This is a genomic window from Halorussus marinus, assembly GCF_004521895.1.
GTDB lineage: Archaea > Halobacteriota > Halobacteria > Halobacteriales > Haladaptataceae > Halorussus > Halorussus marinus.
This window is the reverse complement of record NZ_SBIR01000014.1, coordinates 1-24,610: the sequence shown is the minus strand read 5'-3', so window position 1 is coordinate 24,610 and position 24,610 is coordinate 1. Positions and strand designations below refer to the sequence as shown.

The window sequence follows — 24,610 nt, the reverse complement described above, 5'->3', positions numbered from 1 at the left end:
CGATTCATGAGTACGAACACTGACGACCACGAGTACAGCGCCCGACGAATTCATCAATCACTCGGCGGGACGACCGCGTTCTTCCAGGGGTATACCGTCGGCGAGATCATGCTGTTCGTCGGCGTGGCGTTTGTCACGCTCGTCGGCGCAGCCCTTGTCCCGGCGACCTTTACGATTCCAATCCTCGGGTTCGGCATCATGCTCGGGCTCCTCCTGGGATTACTCCACAAAGTGAAGCCCTCCTACCTGTGGCTCACCGAGTGGCTGGCCGCCCGCCTCGGTTGGGCGGTCAAGAACAAGGAGTACACTCACGGGGAGGACAGTAGCGAGGTCCGCTACCTGACCCGAGTTGGGCAAGTCTTCCCGCACGCCATCGAGCGGTCAGACGGCGCGCTCGTCGGTGCAATGAAAGTTGAACCGGCGAATATGGCGCTCGAAGACGATGAGGCGTGGGCGAAAGCCGTCCAATCGCTCTCCGAGTTCGTCAACGCGACCATCGACTTCCCCGTGAAGTTCTATCTCACTAGCCGAGAGGTCGACCAGGACGACGTCGTCCGCGGCCACCAGCGTCGCCTCGGTGACGCCGACGTCCGCTCGCGGCCTGTCCTCAAACGGCTACTCGAAGAGTACATCACCACCAACACTGACCAGAACGGCGATATCGACTCCGAAAGCACGACCATCCGCGAATACTACATCATCACCGCTGTTCGCGACGCTGACGTCGAACAGCTCGACGAAACCGGTGATAGCGTCCTCGCCTACCTTGCCGACATCCCTGTCCTGGGGCGCGTGTTTGGTCGATTCCAGTCCGACGGTCTCTCCGAGGCCGAACGCGACCGCCTCAAAGAGGACAAGTTGGAATCTCGCCTTGGGCAGATCCGCCGCGGTGGGTCCTCGCTCTACCGCTGTTCGGTCAGTCCGGTCGACGCCTACGATCTCACTCGTGTGACCAAAGAATACTGGACGGGACGTACTGAGGAGTACGGCGACATCACTGACGCAATCGGCACGTTCCCGGTCGTCGCACACGGCATCAGCGACGACGTGCCATCGACACCTGATCCAGACGATGTCGTCGACGCGATGGACGACGGCCAGTACGGCAGGCGTGGCGCGACGACCAACGGTCACGACCAAGAGCACAACGAGTGGGACGTCTCCGTCGATGACCTTGACGGTGAGGACAGCAAGGTGTCAGAAACGGACGACGAGACGGATATCGCCTACGAGGATCGGCTTGACGACAGGTCGACAATCCACCAATCGATTATCGCGCCGTCGACAGTTGACTGGGAGACGACCTACGCCGTCATCAACGACGAAACGTACGTCCGGACGTTCTGGATCGAGCAGTTCCCGGAGGAACCTGCCGACGGGATGCTTGAGCGGTTGCTGCTGGAGACTGACCTACAGACGGACATCAGCATCCATCTCGATCCGTTCGACAACCAGTCGGCCGAGGACATGATGGCCGACTGGATTTCGGATTTGAAGGTCAACCAGCACGACTCGAACAGTCTCAAAGCCGAGGACCTCCAGGAGGACATCGACCGTGGGAAGTTCATGCGGTCACTCGTGCGGGCGAACAAGGCGTCGTTCTACCGTGGTGGCGTCTTCATCCGACTGTCCGCCGAGAGCAAGCAGGAACTCGACAACCAGTCGACGCGCCTGCGCTCGATTGTCAAGGACGCGCCCGCGAATTGTACGCTGAAGGTGGCGAACCGCTGGCAGGAGAAGGGGCTTGCGACTGTCTCACCCCTCGGTCGGAATGAGCTTGGTCGTGATCGGATGTCGACGCTGACGAACCAGGCGGTCGGCGCGATGTTCCCCTTTAGTTCGAACTACATGATGATGGACGAGGGCGTCGAGTACGGCTACCACGGTCACAATGGCTCGCCTGTCCAGATCAATCCGTGGGAGCTCGAAACCGGCCACAGCGAACTCGTCGTCGGGATGCCCGGTGCGGGGAAGACGTTCGGCAATATCATGCGCCATCTACGGATGATGAAGCGCCAGCAGGAGACGATGCTCGTGATGATCGACCCTGTCGGTGGGTTCAAAGGCATCGCCGACGCGCTGAACGCAAAGACGATCTCTGTCGGGGGCGACACACAGCTGAATCCCCTGGAGATTCGTGAGACGCCACAGGAAGTCCTCGACGCCGAGGACGGTATCTCACCGTTGTCCGCAAAGAAGGACGAGGTGTACGCCGTGCTCGAGAACTTCCTGACTGCTCGCGATATCAACCTCGGGACTGAGACGGGCGTTCTCTCGTACGTCATCGACGAGGCGTACCGACAGGCGGGTATCGTCGAGGACGACGTGTCGACGCACACCCCGGAGAATTCGCCGACGATGACAGACGTCCATCGTATTCTCGCTGATATCGCCGACCATCCTGATGAACACAACATCGCAGCGTCCGAATCTGCCCGCAAGCGCGCCGCACAGTACGCCGACGAACTCGCCATCGCATTCCAACCGTTCCGTGAGGGTGGCGCGTACGCGAATCTGTCAGAGCGGTCGGAGATCGATATCCTCGAAGGCGACAACAAGGTCGTTTACATCGACCTTGGGCAGATCGAAGGCAGTGCATCGGGTATCGACCGCCAGACGTTCCTGATGCAGCTGCTATTGTCGACGGTCTACCAGCAGGCGAAAAGGACCGACCGAAACGTCGAACTCGCCATCGACGAGGCACACTACCTCTTCGAGGATCAGGCGAATCTCGATTTCCTCGAAACAGCGTTCCGGCACCAGCGCCACGCTGGCCTTCGAATGGTGCTGCTGTCCCAGACCGCCCAGGAGTTCTACGAGACCGACCAAGCCGAGAAGATTCTCGGTATGTGCCCCATCAAAGTCTTCCACAAACTGCCCGACTTGGATGACGAGACGGCCGACAAAATCGGGCTCACGCGTGAGCAGCGCCAGTACGTCCGTGGGGCCGACGCAGGCAAGGAGGACCTCGGATACAGTCAGGCACTCGTCCGCGTCGAAGAACATGGTACGTACCCACTGCACGTCGTCGCTGACGAGTTCGAGAAGCGCGTCATCGACTACGAGCCCGACGATCGCGAGTTCATCCAGCAGAAGATAAGTGCCGAACCCGAGGATCTCGTCGACTTCGAGGGATTCGTGGAGAACGAAGCGCGGCTGAACGCGCTCACCAACCGCTACGACCTCTGCGAGGACGAGGCGACTCGCATTCTCGATGATGGGTTCACCGAGGACGAGATCATCGAAGCGGTCGTCGCAAACGTCCGCCGGAACGGCACGGTGGAGACGTCCGCGCTCGCTGACGGTGGAGACGACGCTGTCCAGTCCAAAGAGGAGGGTACTGACGATGTTTAGTCAACTCCTGGGTGGCAATCCGCAGTACGACGCAACACAGCTGGAGTTCGAAGAGCCGTTCGTCCAACACCCAGAGAGTGCGCCGGGTATCCTGCTCAGGATTCGTCCGTTCAAAGAGAATCAAGGAGTCGTCGACGGCGCCGGACTGCTCCAGTCAGTTCACGACGTGACGACGAACTTCCGGGGGAAGAACACGAGCGACCACCATTCCTTCGAGGTCTGGTTCGACGAGGGGAAGATCAAGTTCTACATGTACGCTGCAACTGAGGCGGCCGCCGACAAGTTCCGCCGACGTGTGGGTAACAACTACGCCAACAGCGAAGTGTTCCCAGTCGAAGGAGGATCTGCCTTCCCCGTCATCGAGCCCGACGAGTACGTGGCCGGTGCGTGGCTAGAGATGGAGAAGCTCCCCTATTACCCGATTCGCCACCACAACAGCGAGGAGTGGGAGACGGATCCATATGGCGAGATCACGAGCGAGATGCTCTCGCTCGACGACAGCAAAGTCGTTACCCAGGTCGTCTTTCGACCGGCGAAACAGTCCTGGACGGGGGGCGACCGGTTCAAGCACAACAGTGTCGACGACCTCGCCCACGCGCTCCGCCAGGGAACGTCGGTGGGATGGCTCAATCCCCGCACGCGGCCAGCGAGCGAGAAGGATAAGCAGGCGGCGAAAACCATCGAACAGCAGCGCGGCCAGCAGGCGTTCCACGTCAACATCCGTGTGGTCGCAATTTCAGTAGATAAGGACGAAGCCGAGGCCCGTGCCCGTGGGGTGGCCGGGATGTTCAGAAAGTACTACAACGCGATCACCGAGCAAGGTCTCGACGATACGCCGGTGTGGCATCGGAAAGAAGCCAAGCGTGCGAGTCAGCTCAAACAGCACGTCACCCGGATGGCCGACCGCGAGTGGACCGACCGGCGCATGATCATGACTGTCGACGAGCTCGCCGGCGTTGCTCACATCCCAAACAACGAGATCGAGACTCCGAACATCGATTGGCGCTACACGCAACGCGGTGACCGCGTCCCCGCCGACGCAGGCCAATACGAACCGCCCACCGACAGCGGAGATGCCAACGAACGCAATGCTGACAACAGAGGACACAATGGTGTTTGACCGATTCTTTGATCGTGGCGGCTCCGAGGAGTCACCTCCCCCGTCCGAGAAGTCCACAGAAGACGACGACGTAGATTCCAATTCGCAAACCAACGGAGACGAGCGATCAACGTCCGATTCACTATCGGCTTCCCAGACCCGACTCGGAGAAACGTACGATATCAGTGAGCGAGACACGGCCTACGTTGGTGGGAAGTCCGTCATCACCGAAACGGCCAGTGAGGGCACTGTCGCAGGGTCGCACGTCCGCGAGATGTTCGAATCAGGTGTCGACACCTCGCCCGCCCCGCTCTGGATTGGCTACGACGAGGACGCGCAACGAGGCTTTCGTGAAGCACCGCTCCGTTTCGAGTCGCTGTTCCGGCATATCTGGATTACGGGCACCACCGGCTACGGAAAAACCACCGAGCTCCTGAATATGATGATCCAGTGGGCGTATTCAGGCTACGGCTTCGTATACTTCGACCCGAAAGGTCGCGACTCCCGTGAACTCCTGCGGAAACTCCCCGAAGACCGTCTGGACGACGTCGTCTGGATCGAGCCTGGATCGTCAGAACTCGATAAGACGGTCGGACTGAACTTCCTCGAGGTTCCCGACTGCAATACCGAGGAGGAACGCGAAAACGAGATTGAGAATCGTATTGAGAATCTGAAGGCGATCTTCGATACGGACGAGTACTGGGGGATCAACATGGAGTCAATCACGGAGTCGATGGGCCGGGCGATGATGCAGTCCGAGAAATCGTTCTCTGTGATCGATATGTACTTCACGCTGTTGAACGCCGAACGGCGCGAAGAATTCGCCCTCGACGTCGACGATCCGTATGTGCGCGAATTCTGTATCGAAATCGCACGGATGGACGACGAGACAGTCCGACCGCTGCTCAAGCGGATCAAATCCTGGGTCGAAAATTCGGTCATCCGACGAATCATCTCCCACCGCGAGAGCACGATCGACTTCCGCGACATCATCGACAACGACCGAATCGTCATCGTCCGCACGCCCGTCGAGAACACGGACATCAAGAAGATGGTTACGCTCGGCGTGATGCGGAACCTCTGGAGCGCAATTCAACAACGGTCGTACGAACGCGATACCGACCCGGACCCCTACTTTGTCCTCTGTGACGAGTTTGACGACATCGCCAGCGACAACCTCGATATCGAGTCGATGCTCGCCCGTGCCCGGTCGATGCGACTCTCTGTGACGCTTTCCTCCCAGTACCCATCACAGTTCGACGAGGAGACGCTCAAGGCGATGCAGAACAGCTGCGACAACCTCATCGCCTTCTCGGTGAACGACGTCGACGACGCCCAGCTCTTGATGAAGCGGTTCCGAGACTACACGGCAGAGGACCTCATCTCGACCGACCAGTATCAGGCCTGGACGAAACTACCTCTTGACGGCGGTCGGTACTCCGAGCCCGTCCTCCTTCGCTCGTTCCCGCCATATCCACCGCTTCGGTCGGCTGACGCGGTCGACGATATCATCGAACAGAGTTTAGACCGTTACGGGACCGACCCGCTGACCGACGCTGAGATTATGCAGAACCTCATCTACAGCGATGCCAACGAGGCAGCGGACCCAACGAAAATCCTGGCCGATACGATGGCCGAGGCGATTCGCGCCGTCCAGATCCGGGCGGACGTCCGCGAGGCAAACGGCTGGGTAGATGTTGCCGCCGTCGACGAGGAACTCGCGACACGCCTGGAGAACACTCATCCCAACATCGACTACGTGGACGACGATCTGCCCGAGGTACGTGACGCGTCGCGGTTGATCGACGTCGAGTTGCAGGATGGTGATATCGTGACGCGACTGTCCGAGGCGGGCGAAGCGGAAGTGCAACCTGATACGGGCGACGTCGAGTCGGCGGGCGGGTCTGACCACGATGTAGTGCTCGTGAATACCGAGCGGGCGCTCACCGAACGCGGATTCAGCGTCGATATCCTCGAACAAGACGGCAGCGAGCAACCCGACGCCATCGCGACGCACCCAGACCACGACGTCGTGTTTAACATCGAGGCCGAGACGACGACGCCGGATCGGCCAGCGAAAGTCTTGCAGAACCTCAAACGAGCGCACGAAGCGGATCGCGTTCCCATCTTCGTCGTCCGGCCCGGTGACCCCGAGACGGAGTGGGCATCACGCGTCGAGAACATTCTCTCGGTACCGTTGCGAGAGCGAGCGGATGGCACCGAACAGTTCTACAACTGCGACGAGGTCGTGACCTTCGGCGGTGGTGCAACAGCCCACGGTGGCGTCACCGCCGTTCGACCCTGTACGTCCGACACGAATCGGACAGTCTGGAGACGCAAGAGCGGTGAGCGCGTGCTGTCGGATGGTGAGACGGAGTTCGCCCGCGTTCCAGATGATGGACCGCTCTCGAAAGATGACGTGCCAGCCTACTACAGTCACGACCGCGAATCCGGCCAGTACACCGTCCACCAACCTGGTGAGACGCAGACGTACGACTCGAAGGACGAGTTCGAGGCGGCGTGGACGCCCATTAAACAGCCGTTCCTCCCCGACGTCGACTTACCAGACGCCAAGTATTCGCGCGACAGCTACCTCGTGCTGATACTCCCACCAGATGGCGGTCCCACACTCTTCCAGCAGGGCGCCACTCACGAACTGCCTGAATCCCCGGATGACAAGGAGCTATGGCCCGACAAGCACGGTCAGACTGCAGGCTCAGGGAAGGCTGCGGAGTCGGCCTCGTCGTCTGGGTCACGTTCATCAGCAGCGGAGGCAGTGGAAATCGAGCCAGATAGTGACGGCATCGAGGTGTTCGCAGCGATGTACATCAGAGAAACTGATGGAGCGCAGGTCCCGAAGGCAACACTGTTTGAGGCGTACTCGAGGTGGACTGTTCAGCACGACATCGATGGGACAAACGCGAGCTGGTTCGGTCGGAAGCTTGCGAACATCGTCGAGTATGAGGATGATCGTGTCAGAGACGGCGACGATCTGGTGACGGTCTACACCGGTATCGACCTAACCGCAGACGGATCACAACTCCTCGAATGACCGTTTCTATCAGAATTATGATTGAAATTCAAGGGAGTGGATCACTGGATACCTCGGAGCCCGTACCACTATCCCAAGCATCCCACGTTAGCCATTCAAATCACCAATATCGGGTTTGTTATCGAGTTTGTTCAGGGCAGAGCAAGCGTTCAGGTCACGAATCTGAGGGATGTTCAGGGCAAAACCGCAGTACGCGGGCAATGTTCAGGGCAAATCGAAGGTCAAAACCAACTAGTATAGAACGGGTTGCCCCCGTTGGACAGGGTAGCGACCAGCCTACCGGCTGGGTGGGTGTTTATCAACATCGTGATAGTAGATGTGCGATGTCCAGATGGACGCTCACCGCGAGGGGGATCGATGGTGTCTGAGTCGTCGCTTGCTGTCTCGGTACTCCCCGAGGCGTTACGTGAGCGCGAGCAGTGGGTATGCTGGCGCGAAGAAGATCGAGATGGGAAACCGACGAAGATTCCGGTGACGCCGGGGGCTGGTGGGTTCGCGTCGTCGACGGAATCCGATACCTGGAGTGATTTCGAGACGGCACTCGAGTACACCGAGACAGAGCACGCGGACGGCATCGGATTCGTGTTCACCGACGACGACCCTATCGTCGGCGTCGACCTGGACGACTGTCGCGATCCCAAGACTGGCGACGTCGACGATGCCGCGCGGGACATCATCGACCGGTTGGATTCCTACACGGAGGTGTCGCCGTCCGGTACTGGCTACCACGTCCTCATCAGGGGTGAACTCCCGGAGGGCCGGAATCGGCGGGGAAACATCGAACTGTACGATACGGCGCGATTTTTTACTGTCACTGGCGACCACGTCGAGGGGACACCTAGTCGGGTAGCGCGCCGGCAGGACGCGCTCGTGGCGATTCACCGCGAGTACGTCCAGGACACCGATACCGAGGCGAAATCCGAGTCCGGGCACCGTGGCGCGACTGACGAGGAGTCAGCAACGAGCGGTGCAGTCAACGTCGACGTTGACCTCGCGGATGAGGAACTTCTCGAGAAGGCAACGAACGCGTCAAACGGCGAGAAGTTCGAGCGACTTTGGAGCGGAAACACGGTCGGGTACGACAGCCAGTCGGAAGCAGACATGGCGTTGTGTTGCCTGCTGGCGTTCTGGACCGGCGGCGACCGGACGCGGATGGACCAACTGTTCCGTGATTCCGGGTTGCTTCGCGAAAAGTGGGACGAGGTCCACTACGCTGATGGATCGACGTACGGAGAGAAGACCATCGAGCGAGCGATTACGAGCACCTCGGAGTTCTACGAACCGGACGCCGGCGACGATACCGCGGACGCCCACGACCCCGCTGCCGACTCGTCTCCAGGTGGTGACGCCGGTGACTCGGAGCGAAGCCGTGCGTATCTGGCCGAGAAGAACCGGCTGTTGACCGAGCGCGTCGACGAACTCGAGGCGACACTGGCGGAGAAAACCGAGCGGATCGACACCCTCGAAGAAGAAATCGGACGACTCACCGAGGAACTCGCAAGTCGCGACCGAGAGTCAGGGGATCCCCAAGAAGCGCATACTGTCGATGCTGGTGAGGGCAATAACGAGTCCGAGACAGCGTCCGTGTGGGGTCGGACGAAACGGTTGTTCGGAAGTAACTCTAAGTAACGTCGAGACCGCGACGTAGCGTTTCTCACCCCCGAGAGGGGTGACGGGGTTTCGAACTGCCCCGAAACAACCCATGCATTCTGAGCGACAGCACCAGCGAGACCGTGGTATTGACCGAGAACCAGTTGAGCCGAACGCATCTACATCACCCTGGTCCGACCTCCATCTTTCAGTCCCGAACGACCGGAGCAATGCGTCGATCGTCACCTTCGTCGAGTGTGTCCTCGTTGAGCTTACTCACGAACACGTCGGCGCCGAGTACCGCTCCTCGAACGTCTGGGGCGAGAAAAAGACACAGTACATCGCCGCTGATACGGCCTGCGAGTCGTTCACGAAGCGCCATTTCGACGAACGACTCGGATGGCACGAGCAGATGATTCCTCGTGAGGAGGTTCGTGACAACCTAGTCAACCGACTCACACGGACCGTGTCACTGGCGACGAACCGAAGTCATGCTGCTCCAGTCGACGAGCCCGATACCTTTCGTGTGAAGCCCCTGCGCCAGCTGCGAAATCACTCACAAACAGGCAGTCGTTAACCAACAGACGCCAGTTTTTCGGCCGTCGCGTTGGTTAACGTCACCGCGACGGGGACCATCTTCTGTTGCCTACCACCCAGACCGTGCTTCCAGCAGTACGTTTGTCGGCGCCATGAGGCGCGAGGCGCGCTCGTAACGCGTGCCCGAACTGATTCCTCATGACTGGTCCAGATGCAATCGACGACACGGCTGCCGATCACAGACGACTCGAAGCCGAATTGGTCGCACAAGATCGAGATGCTGCCCGCGCCACAATGGCGGACATCGATGAGGCGACTGCCCGACACCTTGTTGGCGATCTCATCGAGGACGATGTAGTCATCCCCGTCGCAGAACAACGAGTGCTCGTTCACGAGCCAAGTGGCGAGGCGTTCGACTCAATCACGCAGCTAGCTGTCTTCTATCGAGGTTGGACGGCTGCTCGTGGCGCCGGTGAGGAGGACGCGTAATGCAGCAGACGCTCTCCGGGTGTGCATTCTGCGATGCACTCCCCGACTCGGAAACCGGTGAGGCCCGCACCTAGGGGAAAGACGAACTCGTCACCCATCCAATCTGCGTCGACTGTGCAATCCAAGAGCGATCTGATCCTGACGAACTCGATCACTGCACCTGCGACGGCTGTGGACTCGTCGCCGACGCTCTCCCAGCCCTCACCTCGTTCCGCGTGGCAATCGGCCATCTCGAGGAGACGTTGCACCTCTGTGAGCGATGTAGTCCTGGTGGTCCCGCAACGTATTGGACACGAGACCTCGACGCACACGTGATCAAGTAGGCAAGCAATTTGAATATGCCCCGTAAGTAGACGCTCGTCAGTTATCGCAATCGGACGGTCGAAAGCTATTCCCGTAGCCTATTTAGGTATTGGAGAGAAATTCTATCCATGGGCAGTAAAAATATCCAAAGGGGCGCATCACTCGAGCTGCCAGTCCCAGTCCCGTCTACCGGCCTCTTCAGTCACGCCTGTACTGGGGAGGTTCTTGCATTGCTCGTCGACAATCCCTATACAGCGTTGGGAATTCGGGATCTGAGCCGAGCGACGGACCATCCCCACCGAAGTATTTCGTCGGCCATCGACGACCTCGAGGCGGTCGGCTTCGTCGAGATCGAGCACACAGGACGGAAAAAGCTCGTGAGCATCAATCGTGCCCGGCTCAGCAAGCCCGACGACCCAATTATTCAGATTCCACAGGACGAGTTTCACGCCCCAGTCCGGGAACTCGTCGGGAGGCTGACCGACAGCGTCGACGATATCCACGGAATCGTCCTCTTTGGCAGTGTTGCTCGTGGGAACGCCGACCGGCGAAGCGATATCGATTGTTTCGTCCTCGTCGATGGAACACAAGCGACGGCCCAGCAAACCGCCGACGAACTGACGTCCGAATTGAACGAGGAAGCCTTCGCTGGTGACCGCTACAAATTTCACGTCCTCGCCGAATCCGTCGAGAGCGCACGCCGCTACGGGGATCGGCTGCGCGAGATCTTCGCCACCGGCCTGACGCTCAAAGCGTCCGAGACCCTCACACAGCTCAAAAAGGAGGTGCTGACGAATGGACGATAGCTACGTCGACGAGGCGCTCACCGACGCTGAAGCAGCCTTTCGGCAGACCCGCGGACAAACAGGTGAATCCGATCTAGATGTCTCTGACGCCGCCCTCGTCCAACTGCGGAAGGCCTGCCGACTCCTCGAAGCAGCGCGGACACTTCGCGAGCAGAATGGGTACTACACAGTAGTGATTGAGGCGTCGTTCGTGGCCGTCGAGCGCAGCATCCAGTTCTATCTCCTGCACCGGGGACACGCCTCTGGGGAGGACTTACGCTACGAACATACGGCGGTGTACCAGCAAGGTGCGGAGGTGAATCTATTCAGCGAGGAGTTCGCCGATCGGCTCACCCAGCTCTGGAAACAGAACCGGGCCGAGGTGTACTATCGCGAGACGGTCGCCAGCGCCGAGCAAGCCGACGCGATGTTGTCGCTTGCCGACGCGGTCCACCGATATATTCTGGATTATGCGTCACTCCAGCACGAGTGTGTCTGTTCCCAGTAATCCCTGTGAATACGTCTCAACCCATAGGAATCGATACCACCGTCGGACTGCCAGATACGCCCAGATAGAATGACAGACGCCGATGCACTCTATGACGTCCGAGAACGGACAGGGAACCCGATTCACGCGCCGGTCGATGACGTCTGTGACCTCCTGCTGTCTCGAGCGGAAGATCCGCGTGCGGGCCACCAAGACGCCTATTTGATTCGGCCATGGCGGCGGTCGTTGACCAGTATGGGGAAGAGGCGGTCCAACAGGTGATCAGGCGCATTCTTGTGGACCAACTCTCCCATCGAACGGCCGCCACAGACCTATATATGCGTCCCGTTGACGGCGTTTGGATCGGAACGACCGCCGGCTGGTTCCTCCGGGAGTTAAACGCAGAGCAGGATAGCTGAGACGCTCCCCCTGAAAGCCCTCGACCGCTCGGCATCCCGCGACCGCCGTTGCGCGCCTCGTGCCTGCGGTGCTTACGGGGTCGGGGGACGACCGAGACGGCCTCGCCCTTTCTGAGTCCACCAGGCGGTTGGATGGGTCACCGAGCGTCGAATCCGGTTGAACAGTGTTTGTTTACGGCACGCCCCGCTCGCCGCTGCCGCCCTCCGCATCGCTCGCGACAGACCATTCCGGGCATGCGGGCGCTCTCCGCACCGCGAGCACCCGTTCCGGGCTAAAATGCATGTGCCCTCGACGCCAGCGGGTATCCCCGTCGGTTGCGCCCCTCGCGGGCTTTCGCGTTCCAGCGCTTTGTGCCGCCTGCGCTGTCGCGCGCCACACCGCGGCGCGCGTTCTCGCCGACAGTCGCCCTGGACACGGTCCCGCGCATCGGGCCGGACACGAGCGGGCATATCCCGCTGGACGCTTGCTCCGGGCGGGTCGGCGCGCGGTGCTGGATGGTCGACCTCCTTAGGCGCGCTCTCGCTCGCGCCCAGGGGCGCTCGCGAAGGCGCGAGCGAGAGCGCGCGATGGATGAGTTGGTCGTTGTGGATAGCCACGGCTGGAGAGTCGTGGTGTCGGAAGAAGACGCCGAGTGAGCGCCTTCGGAATCAGGTCCGATTCCAATGTCAAGTAAGAACGTCTCCAGTGAAGTAGTTTCGGTCGATGAACAGGCATTCGAGAAACACGAGGAAGCCGAGGTCGACGAGGATGGCTTCGAAGTCGTCGATGAGACCCCGGAGTTCCAGGCGACGGTCGATATGGAAGTGCAGGCGAAAGTCGATTCCAACCATCCGGACGCGCGAGTCGAGGAAGGACCGGTTCACATGTTCGGGAAGACCCTCGAACAGGAAGAGCGCATCAAGGCGCGGGAAGCTGAGTTGGAGCGTATCAGTGCCCAAGCCGAGCTCGGAACGCAGGAGGGGCGGGAGAAGCGGACGCGAGATATCGCGGCAAAACGAAGTGCGAAGCGACGGACGGAGTTCCAGAAGCGGCGAGCGAGCGTGGACCCGATGGCAGATCCGGATCGACCAGACCCACGTGTAGAACTCGAGCAGGAGCAGTTGGCGGCTGTGAACGAACAGTCGATGCGGCTGGCCGAGAAGCTGGATGGGTGGTCGCGTGCGGCGATCAGTCGGCGGCTGGCCGAGGCGGTCGTCACGGGGAAAGACATGATGAGTGCGGTCGTCGGCGTGTTCGAGGAGCTACAAACGGCGCCGGGCCAGGTGATCCCGATAGGGAAGGTCGAGGACGTGAACCGAAAGGAGGTGAGCATCGAGGGAACCGTGACCCAGTTGTGGGATGCGGATTCATCGGCGATTCGGCAAGTCGGGCTCATCGAGGACGAGAGCGGGCGAACGAAGTTCACGTCCTGGGTTGCGAGCGACCAACCGTGGATGGAAGAAGGCGAGCGCGTGCGGATTCACGGGACGGCGCGGAACTGGTATCAAGGGCGCGTCTCAGTGGCCCTGACCGGGTGGAGCACCGTGTTGTTCCCCGAGCGCGGTCGGTGGTGGGAGTAGTCGGCTAAGGCGGCCTTCTTTTTTGCTAATGCCCGTTCACCCGCTTCCCGCCGCCCCACCCAACCTCCATGTTCCGGGCGGCTCTGTGAGCCGCCGGGCTTTCACTCTACTTCTTCGTCACGTGTACGTTACTAGACGACCGCCATACTGGATGTGGATCTCTGGTGCTAGCGGTTCGTCGCAGCCGTTGAATCACTCGCCCGACGTGCCGTTCGTCTCCGTATCCTCGTCGACAGGCGGCAGATCACCCCGGCGCTCCGAGCGAAGCACCCCCGCGAGAAAGCGTGCAATCTGGTCTTGGAGTTCCGACCGCGTTCCGTACTCGGTGAGTGCCACCTCATACTCGTGGGGAACAGCATCGAGGGTTGCACTCGCGACGCCGTGTTCACGGAAGACGTGGAAGCGCTGCGGGGCTTTCTGTGCAGAACCCTCGCCGTGACCGAGGTCGAATCCGGAGAGTACGGCACCAACCTCGATATCGACGCCATCGCGGACGCCCGCCTTTGGGAGGACGAATACGACGGCGTTGCTCGCCTCGGTGTACGCCTTCGACTGGCTAATCACGTTCATCCGTTCTTCGTCCGTCTCCTCTGGAACGGTTTCTGTCGGAATAGCAGGGTCAACGGCGAGAAACGCGTTCACACCGAGATCCGTACGGAGCCACTCGACGATCTCCCGGAGTTCGTCGAGAAGTTCCGTCTCCGCATCACCGAATGCACCCAAGTCAACGTCACGTTCATCGACATCGACGTCGTCGCGAAGATAGTAGTCGAGGCGGAACGTCGTGTACGGCCCCATCACATAGACGAGAAACTCGTCGTGTGCGGTCGACGCAAGCCGCTCACGGAGGAGATCGCGCATCGGTGCCCCGTCGTACGTTCGCATTGACTCGAACTGCTCGCGCTCGGTCCATAAACGCACCTGATTAGCGACGGGACATCGATGCTGGAGGAGGGGTTAAGAACCGTTAACCTGATATGGGACGGCACCGTAGTCTGATTCACTCATGGCAGACAGCTCCTCTGCGCCACGACCGAACCCCGACGACGAGGCAGGAGCCGACGCGATTGCAGCGGTAACCGCCGGCCTCTTCGACGGCCACAACCTGCTCGGTCTCGAGGAGTACCTAGAGTTGTTTGAGGAGATCGCCGAGCGGAACCGGTTTGCCATCTTATATGCGCTCAGTGATGAAGGGAAGATGAGCGCGACGGAACTCGGCGAGGCGCTCGGCCGGAGCGAGAACGGTCTCCACTACCACCTAGATCGGTTGGTCAACGCCGGTCTCGTCGAGAATCGAAAGCAATCAAAGCCGGACGCAGAGGGGCTGTACTCGTATTATGAGTTGAGTGGCCTTGGCGCCGACCTCATCGACGCCGCCACTGGGTTCATTCAGCAAGAAAAGCACGCACTTGAGGACTACTGAGCGAGGTATCTGTTTCTGAGCGCTGAAGGGGTGGAATCGTAGTCATCGGAGCGTCCTCTTTTTGCTGATGCCCGTTCACCCACTTCCCACCGCCCCACCCAACCTCCACGTTCCGGGCGGCTCATAGATCCGCCGGGCTTTCGCCATCGCATACTCACCCGGAACGAGGAACCAGCACGGAAGACAGATGTGACGTTTTCGGTCGATTTTTTGCGCGCCCTGTGGGTCGAGGCGCGTCTTAGAGACGAGCGGCGCGTGCCCGAGGTGTTCTCCTTGTACCGAGATGTTCTCCACGACGGATGCAGAGCCACGCTCACCGAAATTGCGACCGAGTTCTACGGCCTTCGCCGAACGAAGGTCATTGCGGGCCCGGAGGTACGCCGGTATCAGCAGACCATCGAGGATCAGTACGACTTCGAGCACATCGGACAGGGCCAGTCGCGGATCGTCTTTCGACTTCCCGACGACTACCTTACCGTCGAAGAAGACCTCGTGGTCAAGTTCGCACTTCCACCAATGGATGGCGGTGACATTCAGGACGGCGTCACCCAGAACGAGACCGAGATCCACCGCTTCGAAACCATGCCGGAGCCAGCGCGCAACCACCTCGCGCCGCTCGTGGATATCGACGACGACGCTCGGTGGGTCATCATGCCCTACGCAGCAGAGGAGACGGATGAAGCGTACTGTGTGACGCTTCAGGAGAGGTTCAGCGACTACGGATTTGAGCTAGATCTCGGAATCACCGCGAACATCGGCTGGATCGAGACGAATGAAAGCGCAGACCTGGTTGCCGTCGACTACGGCTTCTGACCCGCCAGCCCCTTCCAGGCCGTCTGACAGCTCCGAGCAGAGTCCTCCGATTGTACTGCGCGGTCGGTTTATCACCCCCGTATGGGGTGAGGGGTGCTTGAACGGAGAGCATCACCCACTTCGACCGTTGTGTAGTGTGGAAACTACGATCGAGAGCAATTGCGCAAGAATGAGTACAAACGCCAATTCCGATACTGCCGAGACCGAGAGCACAGGAGCTGAAACCGATGCTGGAGGCAATCAGGAACCAGACGTCGACCAGGACGGAGCGGAGATCGCAACCGAGGATGAGCCAGTGGAATCGTCAAGCATGGAAGAACCGGAGACGACAGCCGGTAGTGAGAGTGAAGAAGAACACGATGCTGATGGTGCGGCGGACGATGCAGACGCCGAGGAAGAATCAACGGTAGAAGGTCCGCCAGCGACGTTCCAGGCAGCCATTCAGGGCGGCACGCTCAAGACTGTTCTCAAGACGCTCCGAGCCATCGTCGACGAGGCGCGCATCCACATCGACCAGAACGGAATCAGCATGCGGGCGGTCGACCCCGCTAACGTCGCGATGGATGACCTCGACCTCAATGCTGCGGCCTTCGAATCCTACGACGCGAGGCCGGGTGTCATCGGCGTCGACCTCGACCGATTCGCCGACGCCGTGGGAATGGCCAATAAGGGCGATCTCGTCCAGCTCTCGCTCGACCAGCAGACCCGTAAACTCATCATCCACGTCGACGGCGTCGAGTTCACGATGGCCTGCCTGAACCCGAAGACGATTCGCGCCGAACCCGAGATTCCTGATCTAGACCACCCTGCCGAGGTAACCATCTCCCGGGGTGCGCTGGACCGGGGGGCGAAGGCGGCGGACATGGTGAGCGACCACATCAGGCTCACGATGGTCAAAGCCCCCGAGCAGTTCTGCATCGAAGCAGAGGGGGACACAGACGATGTCGAATTGGAGATCGATAGCGAGGACCTCGAAGACGTGACGGCGGCTGACGTGGAGGCACTGTTCAGTCTCGACTACATGAAAGACATCGTTCGTACCATCCCGAAAGGGACGGCGGTCACGATGTTGTTCGGGACTGACCTCCCAGTCATCATGGCCTACGAACTCGCCGACGGCGATGGGCAGGTCCGGCGGATGCTGGCCCCGCGCATTCGGACCGACTGATCGCCTCTTCCCCGAGGTTTACACAGAACAGATATTTCAGACGATAGAGGCGGCATAGTCGCCTACGTGATTCGACCTACCTAGCATGCCTTCGAAAACCGATTACGAACGGAAGAGCAAGTACAAAGCCAGAGAGTATCGCGGTGAACGCGGCATCGGCGGCAATATCGTCTACGCTGGCGACAACCTCCTCAATAAGCACCTGTTCGTCCATCGCGTCGCTCCCGGTGGATTCGACTGGGGGCCGGATGCCGACGACGACCGGGCCTGCCAACTTGCCATCGCGCTCCTCGCGCCGCTCAAGGGCGTCGACGAAGCCGTCGAGAACTACCACTTATTCGCGGAGAACTTCGTGAAGCGAGAACTCACAGGCGAGACGTGGACGATCAAGCGCCAGGACCTCCGGAATCCCTCGCACCGCAAGCAGTTCATGGATCGGGAGTATCCCGCGAACACCGCCCCTGAGCCCGAGGAGGTCGGCGACCTCGAAGAGATCGACCTCGAAGCCATTACGTACGCCGAGGAGATTGCCCTCGCAACCAAGTACGAGGACGTCCTCTGGAATCGGGGCAACCGGCGGGAAAACCTTCAGCGTCTCACAGAGATCTGGGCCGGGACAGTTGACCCCGCCGAGGATCGCGTTCAGCGCAGCTACCTCTATCACATGCTGAGTGACGTCTCCTCGAACGCGCGCCAAACCCTCAGCAAGAACTTCGAGACGATGGGCGACCTCGCTGGCTGGGTCTGCTATGGGCGGAATCACTCGCACATGGACGGCATCAGCGAGGCCGCTACCCGGCAGATCCGTGATGCGCGCTCCGAGTTCATCCGGTACTTTGGTGGTGAGGAGTACATTCCGGAGCACGACGACGGGTACATGGCCTTCGATGAGGTCGTCGTGGACGACGAGCAACAAACGCTGGAAGCGACCGAGTAGGTCACGAATAGGCCGAGTCAACTCCTGAGAGGACGAATCCGTTGACGGTTTACGAGGAACCGTCGACCGCCTGGTTTTCGCCACAGCAGGAGACCGTATCATCGCCGTCCCGCTGGGTGTTTATTTGCCCCGTAGTGGGTGAGGGGCGTCCGAGAGGCGCGATCCGCGTGATCCCCCTCGTGCGTATTCATGGCTACTAGAGACATCTACGCAACGACCTTCGACGAGGACGTCCAGACCGATACTGAATCGAGCCAGTGCCCCGAGTGTAACGGTCGGGTCACTACCAACGCGGTCGAGACTATCTGCGAGGACTGTGGCCTCGTTATCGACGAGCAGCGAATCGACCACGGGCCAGAGTGGCGGACGTTCGACGAGGACGAGCGTGAACGGACAGGTGCGCCGCTCACGGCGGCGCGGCACGACCGGGGGCTGTCGACCGAGATCAGCCGTGGGACCGATGCAAATGGCAATACACTCTCCGGGCGGAAGCGCCAGCAGGTCGCCCGGATGCGACGGGAGCAGAAACGCGGTCGATTTCAATCGAAATCTGAGCGCAACCTCGCTCACGGTCTGAGGGAAGTCCGCCGAATCGTGAGCGCACTCGCGCTGTCCGAGACGATTCGTGACCAGGCGTGCCAGCTCTTCCGCAGTGCTCAGAACGAAGATCTCCTGCTGGGTCGGTCGATCGAAGCGATGGCCACCGCGAGCGTCTACGGCGCCTGTCGGTGTAATGGGCGCTCGCGAATCCTCGACGACGTCATCGACCCGGCGCGCGTTGAGCAGTCGCGCGTGACGAACGCCTACCAGACGCTGAATACGGAACTCGGCCTCCCGGCCCAGCCCGTGACGCCCAGTGCGTTCGTTCCGCGGCTCGCATCGGAACTCGACGTCCCCGATCAGATCCGGCAGCGGGCGCGGAGGTTGGCGGAAAAGTCGGAATCAACGGCGGTTACGACGGGTGTCCGCCCGTCCGGGTTCGCTGCGGCCTGTCTGTACAAGGCGGGGCACGAAGACGGCTGGTGTATCACCCAGTCGGATGTCGCGGAGGCCGCGAACGTGTCCCCGGTAACCGTCCGAACGCATCGAGACGCGCTGGACGAACTGGCTGTGTAAAAGCGGTCCTCTCCTAGATTTCCGTAGCTGTAGCGGAACTGAACATCGGACCATCGTTTAAAAGTGAAGACGAGCAATGTTACTACCAGATTACTCTATGACCGGGCGTTACTCTGACTACGAAGAGCTCCGGCCGCTTGGCGAAGCGACGCAGATCCCCGACGAGAAACTCTCCAGCAGTACCGACGGGGAGCCCCGACGTCAACGAACAGGAACAGTCGATGCAGGCTATCCAGACGGTACGACAGCACCGACAGCCGAGTGTGCCTCCTGTGGGGCGTCGATCCGCGCTGAGCAGACGAAGTGTCGGTTCTGCCTATCGAACCATCTCGATGCACCCGTCGATGACCAGGACACCCCTGATTCGGAGTGTGATCTCCTCCATGTCATCCACGCGCTCGTCGAGTCGCGATCGTTCTACGGCGCCGTCGCAAAGGGCTCGGCTGCGGCCTCTCTCCTCGCGAAGTCGGAATCCGACCCCGTGGTCGACGACTGCCAGCTCATCTACGACCTCGACGAGAAGCCTGCAACGCAGCTTGCCGACCAGTGGCCCACGCTCCCATCGGCGACACGGGTCTCAACGGAGTGCGGCGAACAGCTGCTTGCAGCGGCTCGTGAGCGGACTGCGTGGCGAGACACGACGCAGTCGCGTCACAACGGCGAGCACGCGACGTTCCTCTACGACGAAACCGGGAGCGGCGTTCGCGACGAGGAGCGTCTCGTAACCCTTCGTGAGGACGCAGACGACGACGTCTGGCTGGTGCCGGCGATTGCACTCCAGCGATCCGTCACCGACGTCAGTACCGGGAGCCCGCGATACGCGAGCCCAAACAGAGATCACCTCGAGTGTCGGGAGTGCAATCGAGAGACCGAACATCGATTCAACGAACTCGAAGCTGTGCCTGACGACGAGTGGACCGGGCAGCCGATGTGGGAGTGTCAGGTGTGTGGAACGCCCCGATACGGGCCGGAACCCGAATAGACCAGTAGGGAATGCTGGACTTAACCAACGTAAGAGGGTGGAGTTCTGGAATCGTTGGTTAACTGAAGACCAGTCCAGACCATCTCGGAGAGAGTCTACGATCCGCTCGCCTGCGTTTTTCGTCGCCGAAAAGCAGCAGAGGCGTACATATGGACCCGCGAAATATACCCGGCTACCGGCTGCACCGCGCGCTCAGCAATCTCAACGATATTGACGTCGATCAATTGGATTCCGACGATCAACGGCGGATCGACGCAGCGATGACGCTCCTGGAGTAGGTGAGTCTCCTCACCCGACCAGCTGCCACGGAAGAGGCCAACATCCAGATAGAGTCCTGACTACACAAACCGTCGAGCGGTGCTTCTTCCAGATTCACCGTAGAGGGAGAGTTTGTAATCCCCTGAAGGGCGAGGGGCAGGAGAACACCCCCGAGTACAGCCTATGGCAACACTCCAAGCAGCGACGACGTCGCCCGACGCAATCGTGACGGATCCACAGGCAGTCCGTCACCTCTGTGAGAGCTATTGTTCCGGACCCTCAACTGGGAGGTGACCGAAGCGGGCGAACTCATCATCTGGGGCCACGACAGCTTCGAGGTGTACGAAGCCCGTGAAAACGGCCCTTCGACTACGAAGGCGAATGCGTAAGCTTGAAACTCAGCCTGACCAATTTTAGAGAAAGTGCGGTGCCGCGGGTGTGCAACTGCGTTGGCTCGCGGTTTCTGTCGGCCTGCCAGCACGCTGATTGTGGATCTGATAACGCTGACCGCTGCCTCGGCGGTATCTCATTCACGTCCCACTACCGTATACAGCGCTATTCGATGCAGTTTCGGCAAGCGAATTTCGAACGACAATACCCATGAGAAACCCTCTATCCAACCCACTCGCAGACAGCCAGCAATCACAGACAGTCCTCATCATCTTTGCGAGTACGCTCGTGAGTGTGATGGGCGTCTCCCTCATCAGCCCAGCGCTGCCAACGATTCAGGCGGCATGGAACATTTCAGCGAGTCAGGCGAGTTTCCTCATCTCGGCATTTACCTTACCCGGCATCGTTCTCACTCCGTTCGTCGGACTCGTCGCCGACCGTGTTGGTCGCAAGCGTGTGCTCGTCCCCTCGCTATTCCTGTTCGGCGTGAGTGGCATTGCAGTCGTGTTTGTCGACGGATTCACGACGCTTCTCGGTCTCCGCGTCGTGCAGGGAACCGCTGGCAGTGCCATCATGAGTCTCACCGTGACGTTGCTCGGTGACCTGTTCTCGGGGGAACAGCAGAGTCGTCTCATTGGACTGAACGCGGCAATCCTCGCCATCGGCGCGGCTGGCTACCCCTTACTGGGCGGTGGTCTTGCACTGCTCTCGTGGGCCGCGCCGTTCGTCTGTTTCGGTCTCGGTGTTGTCGTTGCCGTTGCCGGCTCTGCGGTGCTCCCTGAACCCGAGAGCAGCATGGGTTCGTCCGGACTTTCGTACATCGCTAACGCAGCGAAATCGGTACCAACACGGGCGGCTATCGGGTTGTATGTGGGTATTTTCGGCATTTTCTTCATTCTCTATGGCGCACAGCTCACGGTCATCCCGTTCATTCTCGACGAATCCTACGGCCTTTCCTCCGGAACGATCGGACTGTTGCTCGGACTTCCGGCGGTGACGATGGGGGTGACGTCCTCACAGTCATCCCGTCTCATGCGCCATCTTTCACCCCCGCGGCTCATCACACTCGGGTTTGTGATCTACGGTATCGGGATGACGCTCGCTGCACTCGCCCACTCGATCACCGTCCTTGCCGGCGCACTGTTCCTGTTCGGTATCGGGCAGGGATTTGCGGAACCGATCACCGATACGGCGTTGAATACACTCGCGCCCGGTGCGTTCCGCGGCGGAATCATGAGTATCCGAACAAGCGTGCTTCAGTTCGGAACGACCCTCGGTCCGCCGGCGTTCGTCGCTGTCGCCTCAATTGTGGGATACACCGATACGCTCCTCATCGCCGGTCTCGCTGCCCTCGCTCTCGGTGTTTCTGCGTTCGTCCTTCTTACACGTTCAGAGACTGGGCGATCAACTCAACGTCGTACATTCACAAACGAGTGATCGATCTGCTCTATGAACTTGTCTCTATCCCGAGTACGGTTGCCCCGCACCTACGAAAAAGAGGGTGTAGATGGCTTCGTTCAGCGAGTGTTCGAGGCCCGTATCTGCCTCTCGGAACGTAAGCCATAGACCGAAGGCCGGTATTACAACAGATCTCGATACATACGTGCGGGTACTCACTTGGGAGGTCTTCTAGACGCTTTCCGCAATTCGAGAGGAGCGAATCATCCACCGTCACACTCCGGGACCCAGTAACCGCAGTACGTTTGTCACCCCCTAGGGGGTGCGGGGGTAGGAGAGTGCCCTCGAGTACAACCTATGGCAACACTCCAAGCAGCGACGACGTCGACCGGTGCCATCGTATCGGACGCACAGGCGGTCCGCCAGCTCTGTAAGAGCTATAGCTTCGGAACCCTCAACTGGGACGTGGACGAGGACGGAGAACTCGTCATCTGGGGCTACGACGATTTCGAGGTGTACGAAGCGCGTGAGGATGGTCACCCCGACTACAAGGCTGGGATCGTGACCCACGAGTTCCTCCGGCAGATCGCGGAGTATATCGATGGCGACGAAGAGTTCGACATCCAGACGGCCGGGTATACGAAGTGTCGATTTCCGGTACTCGCCAATCGGTACGTCGTTCGCGACAGCGAGGTCCTTCACGCCGATCTCAGCGGACTCGACCCGATTGACGAGTGACTGGTGACGAACCCTTGGCAGGTCCAGAGGAGTCGTTTATCAGGGGCTGAAAGCCTGAGCCCCACACTGGGCTTCGTGATTCCATGTCCGAATAGCCACCCGACGCTCCGTTCGAGGAATGTGAGCTAGACCCTGATGCGATGCTCGGGACACAGACCTTCGAGGGCGTCCTGTTCACCGAGGAAACCGAGACGCCAGTGAACGTACTGACCGGCGAGACGCCCACCCACTCGAAGGCGAGCGTCGACGAGGCCAGAGCCTTCGCCGTCGGAATCGACAGCGACACCCCGCAGATCGCGCTGCAAGCGTCGGTCGAGGCACAGATCGAGACCGCCAGCAAACCGTACACCGCAGCCGCGTTCTTCCACTTCAAGGCGACTGGGACACTTGCGCTCCACCGCGCCTACCACGCGGCCTACGAATCAGATGCCTTCGCGGTCGATTTCGAGGCCGACTACGAAACTGGTGACCTGACGATCACCGTTGAGGAGGTCACTGGGTCGGAAAGAGACGAAGTCTAGTAAACGCGTATTCCGGCAGTGTTTATTGTGCGCCGGCGATGGGTGCCGGCGCACCAAGCAGTGACGCGGAGTGAGTCGCGTGCGTCGGCAGACCGAGGTGAAAACCGATGCACATGGTCATTTACACCCTAGTAGAAGCATCGACTCGAGACGACGCATTGGCCACCGGAAAGACGGTGTTCGATCGACTCGTCGGCGCCGTGCCACACGCTGGCGCTGTATTCGACTACTATATGACGTTCGATGAAGATGAGACGACCGTTGCTGGCACGGCCCGGTGGGGAGACCTGCCGGTTGCAGCCACTATAGAGTCCGACGAGGGCGAGGAGCTGCTTGAACGCGGCTGGGAAGCGACGAAAACGGAGTTCCAGCGGAATCTGGACCGCGTGAAGGAGGCGCTCGACGAACACAGCGACGAGGAGATCATGCGCGATGAAGACCTCGCTCGGCACGCATTTCACCAGGTCGGCGCATACGACGGGCCCTCTGTCTTCCTGTACGACGAACATGCCAGCGGCATCCGACATCGCGGACAGCTCGATCGGATTCTCGACGAGAGCGAGAACCTCTGGATCGTGCCGGCGGACGTCCACTTCTAAGGAGAGTCACCAATGCCACGAATTACCAACTGGACGCGAGAGAGCCGGACGCCAAATCTGACGTATCGGAACACGGAGACTGACGCGCGAGCGGTGCTCCACCGAGCACCTGATTCCTACGTGTACAAGTGGCGAGCTGTCATTCTCGCCGACGGCTACCCCATATGGTCGCGTGGGTTCGAAACGAAGGAGGCGAAAACAGTTCGTGAGGAACTACGAAACCGTTCGAGTCCTCATCTGATCTGTCCTGAATGCCTGAATGACGATGTCGTCGTCGGCCAGAAGAGTGCTGACGGCGCCAAGGTACAACGGTGGTTCGAGTGTCGCAACTGCGGCTACGAAAGCCGCTCGGAGATCATCTACGGCGCCGAGCGCTAAGGGGTCCTGCCCGGGTACAGCGTCCACTAATTTACGGGTTAACCAACGTCTGGCCGACCGTGGTCGGTACTGTTGGTTAACGCATGCCGCTCTTATGTAGAGCTGCGGAAAGCCCCGATAACGAGGCAATCAATGGTTGAGTCGACGGATTCACCAGCCAAGTTGAGTGATCGAACAATGCCGAAGGTGTGAGCGGCCTGTTCCAAGCCCTGCT

Annotated in this window: 20 protein-coding genes and 3 pseudogenes; 21 read left to right on the top strand and 2 right to left on the bottom strand. The window is 60.1% G+C overall.

Translation table 11 applies throughout. From position 1 onward, the window contains the following. Positions 1 to 6: 6 nt before the first annotated feature. From EPL04_RS16260 to EPL04_RS16205, 10 genes and pseudogenes are all read left to right on the top strand, one after another. The gene (locus EPL04_RS16260) at positions 7 to 3,354 is read left to right on the top strand and encodes a VirB4 family type IV secretion system protein (RefSeq protein ID WP_134672240.1); all 3,348 of its coding nucleotides are present in this window, start codon (positions 7 to 9) and stop codon (positions 3,352 to 3,354) included. Next, entirely contained in the window at positions 3,347 to 4,474 is a 1,128-nt protein-coding gene (locus EPL04_RS16255) for a hypothetical protein (RefSeq protein WP_134672321.1), read from the top strand. The genes EPL04_RS16260 and EPL04_RS16255 overlap by 8 nt, the downstream gene beginning before the upstream one ends. Further along, on the top strand, positions 4,464 to 7,505 hold the full coding sequence (locus EPL04_RS16250; RefSeq protein WP_134672320.1) for a TraM recognition domain-containing protein: 3,042 nt from the start codon (positions 4,464 to 4,466) through the stop codon (positions 7,503 to 7,505). Before EPL04_RS16255 ends, EPL04_RS16250 begins: the two co-directional genes overlap by 11 nt. A gap of 357 nt (positions 7,506 to 7,862) precedes the next feature. Further along, entirely contained in the window at positions 7,863 to 9,134 is a 1,272-nt protein-coding gene (locus EPL04_RS16245) for a phage NrS-1 polymerase family protein (protein ID WP_134672239.1), read from the top strand. 696 nt (positions 9,135 to 9,830) lie between these two features. Then, positions 9,831 to 10,121, top strand: a complete 291-nt coding sequence (locus EPL04_RS16235) for a hypothetical protein (protein ID WP_134672237.1) — start codon at positions 9,831 to 9,833, stop codon at positions 10,119 to 10,121. After that, positions 10,121 to 10,444 (top strand): annotated as a pseudogene (locus tag EPL04_RS19480) (DUF7558 family protein). Before EPL04_RS16235 ends, EPL04_RS19480 begins: the two are co-directional and overlap by 1 nt. A 210-nt stretch (positions 10,445 to 10,654) precedes the next feature. Next, positions 10,655 to 11,230 (top strand): nucleotidyltransferase domain-containing protein, encoded by a 576-nt coding sequence (locus EPL04_RS16225; protein ID WP_209019648.1) that lies wholly within the window; start codon positions 10,655 to 10,657, stop codon positions 11,228 to 11,230. After that, complete coding sequence (locus EPL04_RS16220; protein WP_134672235.1) at positions 11,220 to 11,717, top strand: hypothetical protein; 498 nt, start codon at positions 11,220 to 11,222, stop codon at positions 11,715 to 11,717. The genes EPL04_RS16225 and EPL04_RS16220 overlap by 11 nt, the downstream gene beginning before the upstream one ends. Before the next feature lie 69 nt (positions 11,718 to 11,786). Then, positions 11,787 to 12,115, top strand: a pseudogene (locus EPL04_RS19475) (hypothetical protein). 663 nt (positions 12,116 to 12,778) lie between these two features. Further along, positions 12,779 to 13,675: a replication factor A gene (locus EPL04_RS16205; RefSeq protein ID WP_134672234.1), complete on the top strand. Its 897-nt coding sequence runs from the start codon at positions 12,779 to 12,781 to the stop codon at positions 13,673 to 13,675. A 192-nt stretch (positions 13,676 to 13,867) separates the two neighbouring features. Here EPL04_RS16205 and EPL04_RS16200 read toward each other — a convergent pair whose 3' ends face one another. Further along, positions 13,868 to 14,560: a DUF7509 family protein gene (locus EPL04_RS16200; RefSeq protein WP_134672233.1), complete on the bottom strand. Its 693-nt coding sequence runs from the start codon at positions 14,558 to 14,560 to the stop codon at positions 13,868 to 13,870. Positions 14,561 to 14,681: 121 nt separating this feature from the next. Here EPL04_RS16200 and EPL04_RS16195 point away from each other — a divergent pair, with 121 nt between their 5' ends. From EPL04_RS16195 to EPL04_RS16140, 11 genes are all read left to right on the top strand, one after another. Next, a complete protein-coding gene (locus tag EPL04_RS16195; protein WP_134672232.1) occupies positions 14,682 to 15,098 on the top strand; it encodes a winged helix-turn-helix domain-containing protein in 417 nt (138 codons plus the stop codon). A gap of 189 nt (positions 15,099 to 15,287) precedes the next feature. Further along, positions 15,288 to 15,911 (top strand): hypothetical protein, encoded by a 624-nt coding sequence (locus EPL04_RS16190; RefSeq protein ID WP_134672231.1) that lies wholly within the window; start codon positions 15,288 to 15,290, stop codon positions 15,909 to 15,911. Positions 15,912 to 16,080: 169 nt separating this feature from the next. Then, a complete protein-coding gene (locus EPL04_RS16185; protein WP_368276185.1) occupies positions 16,081 to 17,079 on the top strand; it encodes a DNA polymerase sliding clamp in 999 nt (332 codons plus the stop codon). Between the two features lie 85 nt (positions 17,080 to 17,164). Next, a complete protein-coding gene (locus EPL04_RS16180; RefSeq protein WP_134672230.1) occupies positions 17,165 to 18,016 on the top strand; it encodes a DUF6166 domain-containing protein in 852 nt (283 codons plus the stop codon). Between the two features lie 189 nt (positions 18,017 to 18,205). Continuing rightward, positions 18,206 to 19,132: a transcription initiation factor IIB gene (locus tag EPL04_RS16175; protein WP_134672229.1), complete on the top strand. Its 927-nt coding sequence runs from the start codon at positions 18,206 to 18,208 to the stop codon at positions 19,130 to 19,132. Between the two features lie 97 nt (positions 19,133 to 19,229). After that, positions 19,230 to 20,114, top strand: coding sequence for a biosurfactant protein 1 (locus EPL04_RS16170; RefSeq protein WP_167599502.1), 885 nt, complete (start codon positions 19,230 to 19,232; stop codon positions 20,112 to 20,114). Positions 20,115 to 20,972: 858 nt separating this feature from the next. Continuing rightward, positions 20,973 to 22,199, top strand: a complete 1,227-nt coding sequence (locus tag EPL04_RS16160) for an MFS transporter (RefSeq protein ID WP_134672227.1) — start codon at positions 20,973 to 20,975, stop codon at positions 22,197 to 22,199. Between the two features lie 318 nt (positions 22,200 to 22,517). Continuing rightward, a complete protein-coding gene (locus tag EPL04_RS16155) occupies positions 22,518 to 22,898 on the top strand; it encodes a hypothetical protein (RefSeq protein WP_134672226.1) in 381 nt (126 codons plus the stop codon). 140 nt (positions 22,899 to 23,038) lie between these two features. Next, positions 23,039 to 23,419 (top strand): hypothetical protein, encoded by a 381-nt coding sequence (locus tag EPL04_RS16150; RefSeq protein WP_134672225.1) that lies wholly within the window; start codon positions 23,039 to 23,041, stop codon positions 23,417 to 23,419. Between the two features lie 107 nt (positions 23,420 to 23,526). Then, positions 23,527 to 24,018: a hypothetical protein gene (locus EPL04_RS16145; RefSeq protein ID WP_134672224.1), complete on the top strand. Its 492-nt coding sequence runs from the start codon at positions 23,527 to 23,529 to the stop codon at positions 24,016 to 24,018. Positions 24,019 to 24,030: 12 nt separating this feature from the next. Beyond that, a complete protein-coding gene (locus EPL04_RS16140) occupies positions 24,031 to 24,396 on the top strand; it encodes a DUF7568 family protein (protein ID WP_134672223.1) in 366 nt (121 codons plus the stop codon). Between the two features lie 92 nt (positions 24,397 to 24,488). On the opposite strand, the pseudogene EPL04_RS16135 reads toward EPL04_RS16140, so the two are convergent. Further along, positions 24,489 to 24,610 (bottom strand): annotated as a pseudogene (locus EPL04_RS16135) (IS1595 family transposase); the annotation flags it as partial.